The sequence below is a fragment of the Reichenbachiella agarivorans genome (assembly GCF_025502585.1).
In the GTDB taxonomy this organism is placed as follows: domain Bacteria; phylum Bacteroidota; class Bacteroidia; order Cytophagales; family Cyclobacteriaceae; genus Reichenbachiella; species Reichenbachiella agarivorans.
This window is the reverse complement of the sequence record NZ_CP106679.1, coordinates 3884032-3897746: the sequence shown is the minus strand read 5'-3', so window position 1 is coordinate 3897746 and position 13715 is coordinate 3884032. Positions and strand designations below refer to the sequence as shown.

The 13715-nt window shown below is 43.0% G+C and carries 15 protein-coding genes; 6 read left to right on the top strand and 9 right to left on the bottom strand.

The genetic code is table 11. The features are described 5' to 3' along the window. Nucleotides 1–579: a Maf family nucleotide pyrophosphatase gene (locus tag N6H18_RS16275; protein WP_262309342.1), complete on the top strand. Its 579-nt coding sequence runs from the start codon at nt 1–3 to the stop codon at nt 577–579. On the opposite strand, the gene N6H18_RS16270 is transcribed toward N6H18_RS16275, so the two are convergent. From N6H18_RS16270 to N6H18_RS16245, 6 genes are all read right to left on the bottom strand, one after another. Further along, nucleotides 563–1228, bottom strand: coding sequence for a DUF3575 domain-containing protein (locus N6H18_RS16270; RefSeq protein WP_262309341.1), 666 nt, complete (start codon nt 1226–1228; stop codon nt 563–565). The genes N6H18_RS16275 and N6H18_RS16270 overlap by 17 nt on opposite strands. Nucleotides 1229–1240: 12 nt before the next feature. Continuing rightward, complete coding sequence (locus tag N6H18_RS16265; protein WP_262309340.1) at nt 1241–1843, bottom strand: hypothetical protein; 603 nt, start codon at nt 1841–1843, stop codon at nt 1241–1243. Nucleotides 1844–1871: 28 nt separating this feature from the next. After that, nucleotides 1872–2321, bottom strand: coding sequence for a hypothetical protein (locus N6H18_RS16260; protein ID WP_262309339.1), 450 nt, complete (start codon nt 2319–2321; stop codon nt 1872–1874). A gap of 215 nt (nt 2322–2536) precedes the next feature. Continuing rightward, on the bottom strand, nt 2537–3823 hold the full coding sequence (locus N6H18_RS16255; RefSeq protein ID WP_262309338.1) for a citrate synthase: 1287 nt from the start codon (nt 3821–3823) through the stop codon (nt 2537–2539). A gap of 66 nt (nt 3824–3889) precedes the next feature. Next, nucleotides 3890–4714 (bottom strand): prohibitin family protein, encoded by an 825-nt coding sequence (locus N6H18_RS16250; protein ID WP_262309337.1) that lies wholly within the window; start codon nt 4712–4714, stop codon nt 3890–3892. Between the two features lie 85 nt (nt 4715–4799). Further along, complete coding sequence (locus tag N6H18_RS16245; protein ID WP_262309336.1) at nt 4800–6056, bottom strand: asparagine synthetase B; 1257 nt, start codon at nt 6054–6056, stop codon at nt 4800–4802. Nucleotides 6057–6267: 211 nt separating this feature from the next. On the opposite strand from N6H18_RS16245, the gene N6H18_RS16240 reads away from it, so the two are divergent. After that, on the top strand, nt 6268–7041 hold the full coding sequence (locus N6H18_RS16240; RefSeq protein ID WP_262309335.1) for a hypothetical protein: 774 nt from the start codon (nt 6268–6270) through the stop codon (nt 7039–7041). Nucleotides 7042–7121: 80 nt separating this feature from the next. Here N6H18_RS16240 and N6H18_RS16235 read toward each other — a convergent pair whose 3' ends face one another. Together N6H18_RS16235 and N6H18_RS16230 are read right to left on the bottom strand one after the other, a co-directional pair. Beyond that, nucleotides 7122–8513 (bottom strand): sodium-dependent transporter, encoded by a 1392-nt coding sequence (locus N6H18_RS16235; RefSeq protein WP_262309334.1) that lies wholly within the window; start codon nt 8511–8513, stop codon nt 7122–7124. 57 nt (nt 8514–8570) lie between these two features. Next, the gene (locus tag N6H18_RS16230) at nt 8571–9986 is read right to left on the bottom strand and encodes a nucleotidyl transferase family protein (RefSeq protein WP_262309333.1); all 1416 of its coding nucleotides are present in this window, start codon (nt 9984–9986) and stop codon (nt 8571–8573) included. 165 nt (nt 9987–10151) lie between these two features. Between N6H18_RS16230 and N6H18_RS16225 the strand changes: the two genes are divergently transcribed. After that, the gene (locus N6H18_RS16225; protein ID WP_262309332.1) at nt 10152–10697 is read left to right on the top strand and encodes a hypothetical protein; all 546 of its coding nucleotides are present in this window, start codon (nt 10152–10154) and stop codon (nt 10695–10697) included. 283 nt (nt 10698–10980) lie between these two features. Here the strand turns inward: N6H18_RS16225 and N6H18_RS16220 are convergent, their stop codons facing one another. Next, nucleotides 10981–11202 (bottom strand): hypothetical protein, encoded by a 222-nt coding sequence (locus tag N6H18_RS16220; protein ID WP_262309331.1) that lies wholly within the window; start codon nt 11200–11202, stop codon nt 10981–10983. 229 nt (nt 11203–11431) lie between these two features. Here N6H18_RS16220 and N6H18_RS16215 point away from each other — a divergent pair, with 229 nt between their 5' ends. The 3 genes from N6H18_RS16215 to N6H18_RS16205 all read left to right on the top strand — a co-directional run bounded on the left by N6H18_RS16215 (nt 11432) and on the right by N6H18_RS16205 (nt 13573). Then, nucleotides 11432–12337 (top strand): sulfatase-like hydrolase/transferase, encoded by a 906-nt coding sequence (locus N6H18_RS16215; protein ID WP_262309330.1) that lies wholly within the window; start codon nt 11432–11434, stop codon nt 12335–12337. Nucleotides 12338–12352: 15 nt separating this feature from the next. Continuing rightward, nucleotides 12353–12709: a sulfatase/phosphatase domain-containing protein gene (locus tag N6H18_RS16210; RefSeq protein WP_323131556.1), complete on the top strand. Its 357-nt coding sequence runs from the start codon at nt 12353–12355 to the stop codon at nt 12707–12709. Between the two features lie 363 nt (nt 12710–13072). Continuing rightward, entirely contained in the window at nt 13073–13573 is a 501-nt protein-coding gene (locus N6H18_RS16205) for an alpha-L-fucosidase C-terminal domain-containing protein (RefSeq protein ID WP_262309328.1), read from the top strand. Nucleotides 13574–13715 lie beyond the last annotated feature (142 nt).

Below are 13715 nucleotides of genomic sequence, written 5' to 3'. Positions count from 1 at the left end.
ATGAGCAAAAAACTGATATTGGCATCTAATTCACCAAGAAGACAACAAATGCTGCGAGAGTTGGGAATGGCGTTTGAGGTGAAGACACTGGAAGTAGACGAAAGCTACGGAGACATGCCCGCAGATGAGGTCGCAGAGTACTTGGCGGTCAAAAAGAACCAAGCTTACAGAGCAATATTGGATGAGGAGGTAGTGATTACTGCTGATACGATTGTGATACATCAGCAGCGGGTGTTGGGGAAGCCCAAGAGCGAAGAGGAAGCTGTTGATATGATACGATCTATGGCAAGCAACACGCATCAGGTCGTCTCTGCGGTTTGTATCTCGGATGGAGAGAAAGTGGTCAGTTTCAGTGATAGGGTAGAGGTGACGATGAGCCAACTGACTGATGAGGAAATTCATCATTATGTATCGGTTTATCAGCCCATGGACAAGGCAGGAGCCTATGGTATCCAGGAGTGGATGGGGATGGTAGGTGTAGAGAAGATTTCAGGTTCTTTTTACTCAGTAGTCGGCTTACCGATACATCGTGTTTATCAGAGCCTGAAATCCGATTTTGGGATTACTCCGAAGTTTTGATTTTAGAGCTACCAAATCGGTAGCCGATATTGAAGCCGACTCTGAAATCCCAGTATTGGCTGTCAATATTGTTGCCATCTATTGAACTGTGGTAAGAATCAGAGGTTACCTGATGTTTGATACTATTGGGGAAATCATCCTCATAGTTGTAGTAAGCATTCCTTCCTAGTGCCATATTGAATCCAATCAAAAGATTGGATCGGGTGACCCATTTGAACCCCATGTTGATACCAAAGGCTACTTTTTGAAAATCAATGTTTTCAGAATCCTTGTTTTCTATATAGTCATTGCTAATCAGTGTATAGCCATTCTCTTCGAGGGTTCTTCTGGTATATCCGTTTTTATACCTGCCGTAGATTCCCACGAAAAAACCATCCGTTCCATTGGTAGCAAAAGGATAAATGCGTAGTTCAGGACCAAAATAATAATATCTGTGGTTGTCTTGCTCAGGGAATCCATAGACATATCCACCAAATACACCTAAAGAAACTTCGTCTCCCAATGTGGCAAACTCGTGGTTGACGTTGATTTCATAAAAAATCAAGTTACTAAAGTTGATTTGGATGTCTTGCTGAGCATTTGCCTTTTGTGTATAAGCAAAGAGTAGCAATAACGAAATTCCGATGTATTTGAGATGTCTCATTATCATGTTTTCTAGGGTTTAATTGAATCTGTATCCTAGACTAATACCTATGCGATAACCAAAATTTTCATTGTCGTCACCCCCAAGGGTATGGTCTAGGTAATCATTGTTCTCATATATAGAGACAATATTTCTGTCCAAACCACCATGGACACCAAACATAATGTTGCTAGGTAGTACCCATTTGGACCCAATACTGAATCCAAAAGCTACTTTGTTGTAGGTGGAGGAGACCTCTATTGGGACGTAATTGCCATTGATGTATTCTTCTGTGTCGGGAGAAGTGGCTTTTCCTCCTAAATAGCGGGCATATGCTCCGATATAGAAGCGATCAATTTTATCTTTGGGTAATACATAAAATTTGATCTCAGGGCCCACATAGAAATATTTGTTCTCGCCACCATTTCCATTAAATACAGGAAGTATATCACTGTTGTCTTCTGGGAGTCCATAGTAGTATCCCGCAAACCCTCCTATACTTACTCTGTTATTGATGGCTTTTTCGACCGAACCTGAGGCCTCAAATAGCATAAAGTTGACAATATTCAGCTGGGCATCTACTTGTGCCTGACTCTTGAGTGCCAATAAGCCAAGTATGGTGAGTAGGAATAGATTTTTCATGGTTGTTATTGTTAGTGATTGAAAAGGTTTAGAATCTAAATAGTCTTGCGCTCTCTCCCCAAGGAATCCTGCTCAAAATGACCAGTAGGCCGATGCTGAAAAAGATCAGCTGCTTTTTGAATTTCTCCTTGTCTGTAGTTGCTCTTTTGGCTTTGGCTTTGCCAATGCTGATGATGGCTATGCCTGCGATCATCATAAAGACATGCTCGACCGCCCAATATCTAAGTGTGGGTTCTTTCATGACAGAGACATCTCCGCCAAAGGCATTGAACGCATAGGGACTGGTGAAATAGAGGCCTAATCCCAAGAGAAACATCAAATGTAGGGTACCTACAAATGCTGCTGCAATAGATTTATCAGACTTGGTGTAAGGGAGATTTCCTTTGCTGCCAACAAATGACTTGTAGATTGATAGAACTGCCAAGATTAATACCGCCCATCTGATCCATGAGTGAGCGTATAGTAAGATGCTGTACATAATTGTGTGTTTGATTTTGTGCTAAAATATATCAGAATTTTGCAATTCACAGGTTAAAACAGTGAAAGTATTGCCTAAGGCTAGTGCAATGAATCGAAAGAAAAAGACCCGACAAGTACTGGTTTTCTTGACTCTGAAAATCTATTCTTCTAAAAATGCGCATAAAAAAACCTGAAAGCGTATGGCTTTCAGGTTTTCGTCAAGAGATTATTTTATTATCTCTTGTTGATATCGACGTATGATCTATCTTTTTCACCAATATACACTTGTCTTGGTCTGCCGATAGGCTCATTGTTCTCTCTCATTTCCTTCCATTGAGCGATCCAGCCTGGTAGTCTACCCAAAGCAAACATCACAGTGAACATTTCTGTAGGGATACCCAATGCTCTGTAAATGATGCCACTGTAGAAGTCCACATTTGGATACAATGATCTTTGGATAAAATATTCATCGGTCAAGGCCTTTTCTTCAAGTCTTTTGGCGATGTTCAATACTGGGTCATTTACTCCTAACTTTTCCAATACGTCATTCGCTGCTTTCTTGATGATTCTAGCTCTTGGATCAAAGTTTTTGTAAACTCTGTGTCCGAATCCCATCAATCTGAAAGGGTCATTTTTATCCTTTGCTTTTTCGAGGTACTTGTCTGCATCTCCACCGTCAGCTTTGATTGCTTCAAGCATTTCGATCACAGCTTGGTTAGCACCTCCGTGCAATGGACCCCATAGGGCGTTGATACCTGCTGAAAGCGAAGCATACAAGCTAGCTTGTGATGAACCTACGATTCTTACAGTAGAAGTTGAGCAATTTTGCTCGTGATCTGCATGCAAGATCAATAGTGTGTCCAATGCTTTGGCTACTATAGGATCTACTTTGTAATCTTCAGAAGGCAATGCAAACATCATCTTCAAGAAGTTGCTGCAATAATCCAAGCTGTTGTCTGGGTACACCACAGGGTGTCCCACTTGATTTTTGTACGCCCAGGCTGCGAAGGTTGGCATCTTAGCGATAATTCTAATGATGCTCAAATTCACCTCTTCGATAGATCTGTTTGGATCTAATGACTCTGGGTAAAACGCTGTCTGCGAAGTAACCAAAGAAGATAACACGCCCATTGGGTGTGCGGTAGAAGGAAATCCTTCTAATATTTTCTTGATGTCCTCGTGTACGAGCGTATGCTTTGTGATTGCACTTTTGAAATTATCCAGCTCTTCTTGAGTTGGAAGATTCCCGTAGATCAAAAGGTAAGAAACTTCAATAAAGCTTGACTTGTCGGCCAATTCTTCGATCGAATATCCTCTGTGTTTCAAAATTCCTTTTTCACCATCCAAGAAAGTGATTGCACTTTTGGTTGCACCGGTGTTTTTATATCCCGGATCTAATGTTGTCAGTCCAGATTGTGCACGTAGAGTACCTATGTTGATTGCTTTTTCATTTTCGGTACCCACTTCGATCGGCAGTTCTATGACTTTATCTCCTACCTTGATTTCTGCTATTTCTGACATTTTTACTGAATATGTTTAAGACTATTATAGTCGCGAATCTAAAGATAAATTGCCTCAAAAAGAAGTTTAATTGTCACCTAATATAAGGGGCAGGCCATCTTTTCCACTACCGATTACAATTACTTTTGCGTTAGGTGAAGTGGCGAGGGTTTGGGTCGCCTCTATTCCTCTCATTTTTAGCAAGGCTGGGGTCAAACTGGAGTTGATGATTTGGTTGGCTCTGGCTTCTCCTTCTGCACCAATTTTCATTCTTTCTGCCTCACTTCTTTCCTTGTCTAGGCGAAACTGATATGCCAAAGCTTCTTGTTCTTGCTGCAATTTGTTTTCGATAGCTTGCTTGATTTGAGCGGGGAGATTAATGGATCTGATTAGCAAGGCTTTCATGATTACATTATTTTGAGGGCTGCCTAGGACTTTTTCAGTCTCTGTTTTGATGGCTGTCTCCACTTCAGCTCTTTTGGTAGAGTAGATTTCTTCGGCAGTGAATCTTCCCATCACTTGCCTCACCGATGATCTTACCTCAGGGATGACCAATACACTGATGTATTCTCCTTTGAAATTTTCTTGTATCTCTCCAATTTTGTCTTTCATAGGCGTGAATCGTACAGAAACATCCACACTGATGGACAGACCATTTTTGTCCAATACATCCATGCTTTCTTCTACTTTGCTCTCAGAGACATCATAAGTATAGATGCTCGTCCACGGTGCTTTGACATGCCATCCTGGGGTGATGATGTTTTCTTTGTCTAGTTTACCAGATAGGGTGTAAAAAGCAATCGCACGTTCTGCGGGTTCTACTTTGAAGAATAGACTTGATGACAAACTAAAGAGAATAAATAAAGCAACGGCACCTACTAAAATGAAGGGCAAAAGTTTTCTGTTATCCATGGTTATGTGATTATACTATTTGAATGATTTGTACCGTCGAAGTTAGGTCAAAGCAGGTGATTTTGAGAGAAAATGTGTTTGATTCTCAAGTTTTTTGTTTCTTCTTTTTGGCTGCTGGAAATAAAATATTATTGAGAATCAATCTATAGCCTGGGGAGTTGGGGTGGAGGTTGAGGTCTGTAGGCTCTTCGCTTACCATGTGTTGGTAGTCCTCAGGATCGTGTCCTCCATAGAAGGTCCAAAAGCCTTTGCCATAGATACCATGAATGTATTTGACCTCATTGATAGATTTGGTCTCTCCGAGCACTACTACGTCTGACTTGACTAGGTTTTTTTTGAATGAAGTCGTTTGGCCCATGAAGCCCTTCAGGATGTGTTCGTGGTTTTGTGTTAGCATGGTAGGGACTGGATCCCACTTGGCCGAAAACTCAAAGAGTGTGAAATAGTCATTGTCTTCTCTGAGGCCTCTTTGTGCAGGAGCAGTGTCTATGCTCGAAAACTCGTAGACGTAGGGATTTCGCTCCAAGATGAAGTCTTTGAAAGCAAAGGTCTTGTCAAAATCTAGTTTGGACTGTGCATTGGGATCCATCGGGTCACCATCGAACATGGACTCACAGATGTCCACACCCTCAGCAGCCAAAGCTATGTCATAAGTATCCGTTGCTGAGCACATAGCGAATAGGAATCCACCCCCAGCTACATAAGCTTGTATTTTCTTGACAATCCCCAATTTGAGTTGTGAGACTTTGCTAAAACCATGTTTGCGCGCAGATGCTTCGTACTCTTGCTGCTGCTGCTGGTACCAAGGGAAATGCTGGTACACACGGTAAAATTTGCCATACTGGCCAGTGAAATCCTCATGATGAAGATGGAGCCAGTCATATTTGGGCAATTCGTCATACATCAGTTCATCATCGAAGACCACGTCATAAGGGATCTCGGCGTAAGTAAGTACCAAAGTCACAGCATCATCCCAGGGCTGTTTACTTTTGGGAGAGTACACAGCAATTTTGGGGTACTTATCCAAGGTCATGGCATCCATGTTGGAAGCTGGACTGGCGATTTCTGCCAGGAGGGAGTTGGCTTGAGCGTCAGAGATCACTTGATAGCTGACTCCTCTGATGACCAGTTCGTTTTCGAAGGCTTGCATGTATTTGAACATGAAAGAACCTCCTTTGTAGTTGAGCAACCAGTCTACTTTGACGTCATTTTGCAGCACCCAGTAGGCTATACCATAGGCCTTCAAGTGATTGGACTGAGAATTGTCCATCGGTAAAAAGAGGTAGGAGGCTTTGGCTTGAATGGAGGCCAAAAGCAGGATGCTCAGAATGATTCTCTTCATGCAATCGGTAGTTAATCGTGTCAAATTTATCAAGACCCGACTAAGATCAATCGAAATATGACTAATAATGTTACATCTAAATTTAATCATCAAGAGACGGGTAGGTAACAGTCTGTTTGTGATGCAATTGTATTATTTATAGGAATACGCTACTGTGTTCTGTGATTATGTGTATAATTTTAACCTGAATATAAAATTTCTAAGATATTAGATGAGGTTTCTTTTGTTGCTATTGGTTGTGGGGTCTGTGCAAATGGCTGTTGGACAGGATATTTTGCTCACTGGAGTGAACAAAGGGGAGAGTTTGTATATCAAAAATCCCTACATGGTAGCAAGAGACTCGTTTTGTATTCAGTCTATTATGATCAACGGGAAGCCGTCTAAGGTCAATTTGAGTCTGACCGCCATTCGGCTCAATTTCAATGAGGTAGAAATGTTTTCTCCAGTTAGTGTCAGGATTCATCATGCGGACAGTTGTACCCCCAAAATAGTAAACCCAGAAGCCATCCTGTATTACTCTTCTTTCAAGTTTGACAGTTTGGTGATGAGGGATTCGGTATTGCATTGGTTTACCAAGGGGGATCGCACTGAGGGACGTTTTGTGATCGAAAAACTCAACAAGGAATATTGGGATGAAGTGGCTACTCAGCAGGCCAAAGGACATTTTGATGGTGCGCAATACGTGTACTATCCAGAGCATAGCGATGGAGGGAACAAATACAGGATTAGATATGAACTGCCCAATGGTCGCTATCTCTACTCAGAAGAGGTAGAATATTATTATTACCCCAAGGGCGTGACATTCTCACCCAAAGTCGTGACAGATGTAATCTATCTGTCTAGGGAGGCACGCTTCGAAATCATGGATATCAGCGGCACAGTGATTCTCAAAGGTACTGCCAAAAAAATCCCTCTCAGACTGCTCAGACCTGGCAATTATACAATTATGCTGGATGGTGATATTGATACCTTCGTCAAGAAATAGAGAGCAACCGATTGTCAATAGACTAAAGTCTACAGTCTTGTTTGATTAAGATAGATGCATCTGTGCTGAAAATCTCGAACCTACCTAATCAATTCTATCCCAAAGAAGTTGTTGAGAATGACTAGCACAAACAACAATCCAAGTAAAACAGGACACACATAGCTCACTGTGATGTTGATAAATTTTTTGACAAAAGACTGATGGTACCCTTCGTATCCCTGAGCAATCTCAGCGTGGAGATTTTCTTTTTTCCAGACGTACGCTGCGAAAGTGACAATCAAGCAACCACCAAAGAGAAGGAATATGTCAGCCACCTGACCTAAGAAAGTCATGAAGTCTGTTGGATGATCCGCTCCGACATAAGTTACGAAATTTGTAAATATTTCACTATATCCATTGCCTATCAAAGAAGGGATACCTGTGACAAAAATGATGACTGCCATGATGATCACAGCGGTGTTTCTATTGGCTTTGTATTCATCCACGATATAGGCTACAGGCACCTCTAGCAACGAAACGGTAGAAGTCAGTGCTGCAAATGACAACAAAAGAAAAAACAACGATCCTAGGACGATACCCAAGATTGGTCCCAATGACTGAAATACGCCAGGGAGAACTGTAAAGATCAATCCTGCGCCACCTTGGATGTTGCTCATGTCACCACCCGTACTATAAGAAACCAAAGGAAATAGCATCAATCCTGCAAAGAATGCGATTCCTACATCAAACAAAGTAATAGAAGCTGCCGAAGCAATGATGTTTTCGTCTTTAGAAAAGTAGCTGCCATAGGTGATCAGGGCACCCATACCTAGCGACAAAGAAAAGAATGCTTGTCTGAGTGCTCCGCCAATTGTCGCGAGATTCAACTCCGAAAATTCTGGAATCAGGTAATACTTGATTCCTGTCATTGCATTGGGTAGTGTAAATGAGTACAGCAAAATGCCTAAAATCATCAAAATGAGGGAAGGCATCAATATTTTCGCAGCTCTTTCGATTCCGCCAGATATACCTTTGGAGACGATCAAAGCGGTAGCACCCATGAATAGAATGGCATAGAGAGAAATCTTCCAAATATTGGTAATGAAGTCTCCAAATTGATTGCCTATCTCAAAGTTGCCTTGAGCCATTTCGATGAAATAACCAAATGCCCAACCTGCCACTACGTTGTAAAAGGACAGAATAATGATGCCACTGATGATGCCCAAAATGCCCAAGTATTTCCATTTAGGGAAGCCCAAAGCCACAAATGCTCCCGCTGGGTTTTTTTCTGTCTTGCGACCAATGGCAATCTCCGTAACCATGACGGGAAAACACAAGGCAAAGCAGAAGATAAGATACAAGACAACAAATGCAGCGCCCCCACCTTTTTCTACCTCGAAAGGGAATTTCCATATATTTCCTAAACCTACCGCAGAGCCTGCAGCTGCCAATATAAAACCCAATCTATTGCTAAAATGTCCTCTTGCTGCCATTATAATTGTTTGTGTGAAATCACGAAGATATATGAAAAAGAATGATTGATAAAAAACTTAATGAGTTGCGGTCTCATTTTTTGATGAGTAGCCAAACATGTCGTTCTTTTTGATGATATCAGCTACCGTCGCAGGTACGAGTGCTTCCCAATCAGACTGTCCTGACTGGATCATATCCAATACATCTGATGATTGGATGTGTTGGATGTCCCTTTTAGCCGAATCAATGTCCTCAATAAAATCATTCTCCTTGAGGTACAAGTAGAGATGTTCCAATAGTTTGGGAGGAGTGAAATTGAGCGTGGTTTCAATTTTGTCTTGAAACAGAGTAGGGTAGATGAGCAACTTGACGTTGGATCCAAATAGTCTACTGAATGATTCAAGCAATCCACCCTTTAGGTTGAAATAATACTCTTCGTCAAAAAGCTTGCGCAAGTTGTCAGTGCCAATCACAAATGACATTCGCTTGCCTTTGGTGAACTGGTAGAGATAGGCTGCTAGTTTGTAATGCTCTGTGTAATTAGAGATGAGGACGTTGTGTCCTAGCGAATTCAATATTTTGACTCGATCCAAGAAGTCTGAATCATCAATTTTTCCATCTCTGGTCAAATCGTTGATAGTCAGCTCGGTGGTGATCAGGACTTTTTCGGGGTCTATCAGCGTGTCTTTGTGAAACTGATTGATGGCTGACTGAATCATGTCTTCGCTCACCAGTGTAAAGGGCCTAAAATACCCTCTCAGTACACAGACGTTTTTCTTGTAGAGGAAGGTGGAGGGTTGTTTGTTGTGCCCGTCCTTGTCAAACATGGCAGCATGAGATAGACCGTATTTGACCAGTTTGAGACTCATGAGGCGGTTGTCTACATGACGAAAATTAGGGCCTGTGAGTTTGAAGTAGTCAATTTCTACACGCCCTTCACTGATGTTGTCCACAATGGATACCATCATACGATCAGGGTTGTCTGAGTGGTTGAAACATGCATAGATCAAATTGACTCCAATCTTGCCTAGTACTTCCTGCTGCCAGATGGCTTCTGGATCTTTGAGTACCACATGGATGATGATGTCGTTGTGTTCAGCATTGGGCTCCATCTGAAAGCGAACACCCAACCAGCCATGTCCTTGGTTGGTTTTTTTAAAATTGATGGTTTCGATCGTATTGGCAAAGGCAAAGAACTTGCTGGTGTCTGCTCGGCGAGTCAGTCGCACCGACAGTAGACCATATTCTTTGTTGAGCATTTTATGGAGCTTGTCCTCACAGACGTACCGGTCAGTCGCGCCATAGATTGCATCAGAGAAGTCCATGTCATAGGCGGACATGGTTTTGGCAATGGTACCAGAGGCGCCACCTGCCTTGAAAAAATTGGCAGCTACTTCTTGTCCCGCACCGATTTCGGCCAGAGAGCCATAGATGGATTCGTTGAGGTTGAGTGAGAGGGCTTTTTCTTTGGTAGTATGTACGCCTGATTCCATAATGTTTTGGAGTTTGAGCAAAAGTATGGACTTGTCAATCTTTATTGGTAGCCTGACACTTTTTTTTGCAAAAAATGTCTTATTTGAAGCTTGTCTAAATCATTAGTGGCGTTTATGCAGCACAGAGTAGTGGTATTTCACAGAAACACAATGTAAATTCAGGTCATGATAATTGCCGACTTGATATTGGATCCCGAAAACAACACGATGCTCGTGTCAGGTATGGTATTTTTCTTGGTGATGATTTTGTTGGCGGCCGCCTATTACATTGACTCTCTCAATTTGTTTTATTACCGCAAGGTCAAATTTAGATTTGAAGATGTTGAAGTCACGTACTGGTACAAGTGGAAGATATTTGCCAGCAAAGGCTCACCATTCTTTATTTGGAGAAAAATCAAGTTTGAGAACTTCTCGACTCGAATGATTTCCGAGCATGTCATTGACCCTGTATCCGAAAAGGGGCATATCCTTTATTTCTACCTAGATCACAATTACCACACACATACAGGGATGTTGTTTGATGCGATAGTGGTACGAGATGCCGATATTTCGATGGGGTTTGATTTGTATTCTTTGGATTATTTAGGCAGACAATATGTTTATGAAAAAAGGGAAGGCGAAACAGAGTACCTCGGTATGATCGAAGCAGGTAAATTTTATGAATCTGAAGGCATGTTTAGAAACGTCGAGAGTAGGGAGCTCAATTATTAGATACTAGACGCTAGATTTTTAGAATCAAGAACCAAGACTATTTTGAAATTGAACTAGCCCACTAGTAAATCAGTCTGTCAATGTGATTTTGATTCCCTCCCTATTTTCCTATTTTCGACACTGGACACCCGCGTCTAGGCTAGGTCAAATTGGTTTGCTAACCATCTCTGCTTTTGCTCGATTAATAATATTTTTTCCAGAAAATCATTCTAGTGATATATCATCGAGAATAGCAGCGATTTGCTTCTTTAGCCCGTTTAGATCTAATTTTATATGCATCAATTCATTTATTCCCTTTGTGAGCCAGACGGGTTACTTTTTCAGGATCAGTACGCCATCCGATGGTTTTCCTGACTTTATACTTACCCGTGCTTTTATCAATAACCGGAACACTGATAAGCCCGCTCTTATTTTCTTCTTCCTGACAAAGACTCGAGGAAGAATGAAAATCCTCTGGGATACGCAATCTTGAACCTAAATCAGCTTCAATTATTTTCACCGTCAAATGAAAAGTGTCGAAAACACGAAATGCAAATGTGTGCTGTACAACTGTGGAGACTTGATTTCAATTGACTGTACTTCTCCACTCTGGCAATGCAAAGTAACCAAGAGTAGTTATTTTTCATTGTGTGATCGGCATATTCCAATTTCCCCCTGCGATCGGTCAGGTTTTCTCTCCCATAAGTCATAGCACTCTGCCCTAGTTTTGTTCCATACCAAATCAGGCATGTGATATGAAAAAAAGACTATTCGTTCTTTATCTATTATTAGGCGTATCGGTAGCAGGTATCGCTCAACCAAATATCCTATTCATCGAGTCTGACGATCAGAGCAATCAGGCCGTGGGGGCGTTTGGCTACCCAGTCATGAAGACACCTCATATCGATCGGATCGCAGAAGAGGGGGTGTCTTTTACCTCTGCCTACAACATGGGCTGCTGGTCGCCAGCGGTTTGCGTACCGAGTCGTACGATGCTTTTCTATGGTCAGTACCTCTGGGATAGCCAAAATACTGCCAAAGACAATGCGCCCAAGTCTATGCCTGAACTACTCAAGGAGAAAGGCTATGCGACCTACATGACGGGCAAGTGGCATGCTTGGGGCAAGCCAGTAGCTGAGATTTTCGATAGCTTGGGTAGTATCCAACCTGGTCAACTCAAGACTTATAATACACCACAGGGACACGTGACGGACATCACAGGTCAGGAAGCGGTTTCTTTCATTGAGAACTATAATAACGAAGCACCCTATTTCCTCTATGTGGCTTTCAATGCGCCGCATGTACCACGACAGACTGAGCAAAAATACTACGACCTATATCCAGTAGATGAGATGCCTTTACCTCCCAGTGTGGTAGAAGGCCCACTCAATCCCAATATCGAATATAACTACACCAATGCTCCGCTGAGTAAGCAGACTATGCGCAATCGTGTGCAGCAAAACAACGCTATGGTTACTCATATGGACGAGAGGATTGGGGATATCATCGCTGCACTCAAAGCCAGTGGGCAGTATGACAATACCATCATTGTATTCATGAGCGACCATGGGATCAGCTTTGGCGAAAATGGCGTGGCGGGTAAGGTGTGCCTCTACGAGCCTAGCGTGACAGCACCGCTGATTATCAAAGCTCCAGGCTAGTCGGCTGACAAAAAAATAGCAGAAAGAGTGTATCTACAGGATGTATATCCGACACTGTTGGATCTGCTCGATATACCCAAGCCTGAGCATGTGGCTTTCCAGAGTCTGTTACCTCAGATCGAGCAGGGCTCGGGCGCACGTGGGTCGATTTACCTGGCGATGTTCGACAGTCAGCGGGGTATCATCTCGGGTGATAACAAGTTGATCATCTACCCCAAGTCTGGAGATCGCGAGCTTTACGATCTGAGCCAAGACCCCTGGGAGACCCACAATCTGATTGATAAAAGAAAGTCCAAACGGATCGAAGCAACCTTGGTGGAGCAACTGCAGCAATGGCAAACGCAGGTGGGGGACGAGGTTTTAGTGAAATGAAAGTAATGCAAGCAAAATATATCAAACATTGGCTACTAGTAGGTTTGTGCACCTTCGTAGGCGGGGCGATGGCCCAAGATGTGACACGAACACGACCTGAAGGTTGGGAGAAACTTATACCAGGCGGCAGATTTATGGATTAGTTGGAACCGATCCCTCTACGAGGAGAGTTGCGATCAGATGTCTGGGGTGCCGATGCTGTAGTGCCGCGATCGGTAGATAATGGACTAGAGGATAGCGAGTACTCCTACTGGGGTGCCAATAGGCTGAAGGTCACAGTTGAAATACAAAACTTTGGAGAGCGGGTATATGAGCCAGCTGAACTATTGATCGAAAGAGAAGTCGAGGGTCAATGGAAACCTCGTGGTAAGCAAAAACGGCATTATGTTACTCTCTGCAGGCCCTATGGCAGACGGTACGATACCTCAGGAGCAGGTAGATGCCATGCAGGGCATCGGCGCCTGGATGTCGCGCTACGGAGAGGCTATCTATGGCACGCGCCCCTTTGTGGCTTATGGCCAAGGCCCGACGCAGATTCGCCAGCGTCCCCACGACGGATGGAACGAATTTGATGCACTCAAAGGAGGGCTAGATGAACTCCATGAGCACGACATTCGCTATACGCGCAAGGGAGATGTCGTCTATGTCATTCAGCTTGGATGGGACGACCAAGAGTCTCAGCGAGTACTGAAGGTTTTTGCTCAGGAGGCGAAAGGTATAAAAATGCAATCTGTTAGTGTGTTGGGCAGTCAAGAGATTATCCAGTGGCACAGAGGTAAGCAAGGACTGGTCGTACATCAGCCTCAAACCAAGCCTGCTGAGGCGGATGCTGCTTTGGTGTACAAAATCCAATTGTGGCCTTGATGGTCCTGACCATGGGTTATAAACACGGCATTCTGTAGGGTGGCGCAATTTCCCCCCTGTTTTGCCTTAGCATTTACCCACCCCCACAGTGTGGCATCATGCTTAGCATTGCTTATGCGCTGGAGCGCTCTTTTTGCAAAGT

Bases quoted from the DNA above. Each gene is read 5' to 3' on its own strand.
- N6H18_RS16275 (WP_262309342.1), top strand. From the start codon at position 1: ATGAGCAAAAAACTGATATTGGCATCTAATTCACCAAGAAGACAACAA.
- N6H18_RS16270 (WP_262309341.1), bottom strand. From the start codon at position 1,228: ATGATAATGAGACATCTCAAATACATCGGAATTTCGTTATTGCTACTC.
- N6H18_RS16265 (WP_262309340.1), bottom strand. From the start codon at position 1,843: ATGAAAAATCTATTCCTACTCACCATACTTGGCTTATTGGCACTCAAG.
- N6H18_RS16260 (WP_262309339.1), bottom strand. From the start codon at position 2,321: ATGTACAGCATCTTACTATACGCTCACTCATGGATCAGATGGGCGGTA.
- N6H18_RS16255 (WP_262309338.1), bottom strand. From the start codon at position 3,823: ATGTCAGAAATAGCAGAAATCAAGGTAGGAGATAAAGTCATAGAACTG.
- N6H18_RS16250 (WP_262309337.1), bottom strand. From the start codon at position 4,714: ATGGATAACAGAAAACTTTTGCCCTTCATTTTAGTAGGTGCCGTTGCT.
- N6H18_RS16245 (WP_262309336.1), bottom strand. From the start codon at position 6,056: ATGAAGAGAATCATTCTGAGCATCCTGCTTTTGGCCTCCATTCAAGCC.
- N6H18_RS16240 (WP_262309335.1), top strand. From the start codon at position 6,268: ATGAGGTTTCTTTTGTTGCTATTGGTTGTGGGGTCTGTGCAAATGGCT.
- N6H18_RS16235 (WP_262309334.1), bottom strand. From the start codon at position 8,513: ATGGCAGCAAGAGGACATTTTAGCAATAGATTGGGTTTTATATTGGCA.
- N6H18_RS16230 (WP_262309333.1), bottom strand. From the start codon at position 9,986: ATGGAATCAGGCGTACATACTACCAAAGAAAAAGCCCTCTCACTCAAC.
- N6H18_RS16225 (WP_262309332.1), top strand. From the start codon at position 10,152: ATGATAATTGCCGACTTGATATTGGATCCCGAAAACAACACGATGCTC.
- N6H18_RS16215 (WP_262309330.1), top strand. From the start codon at position 11,432: ATGAAAAAAAGACTATTCGTTCTTTATCTATTATTAGGCGTATCGGTA.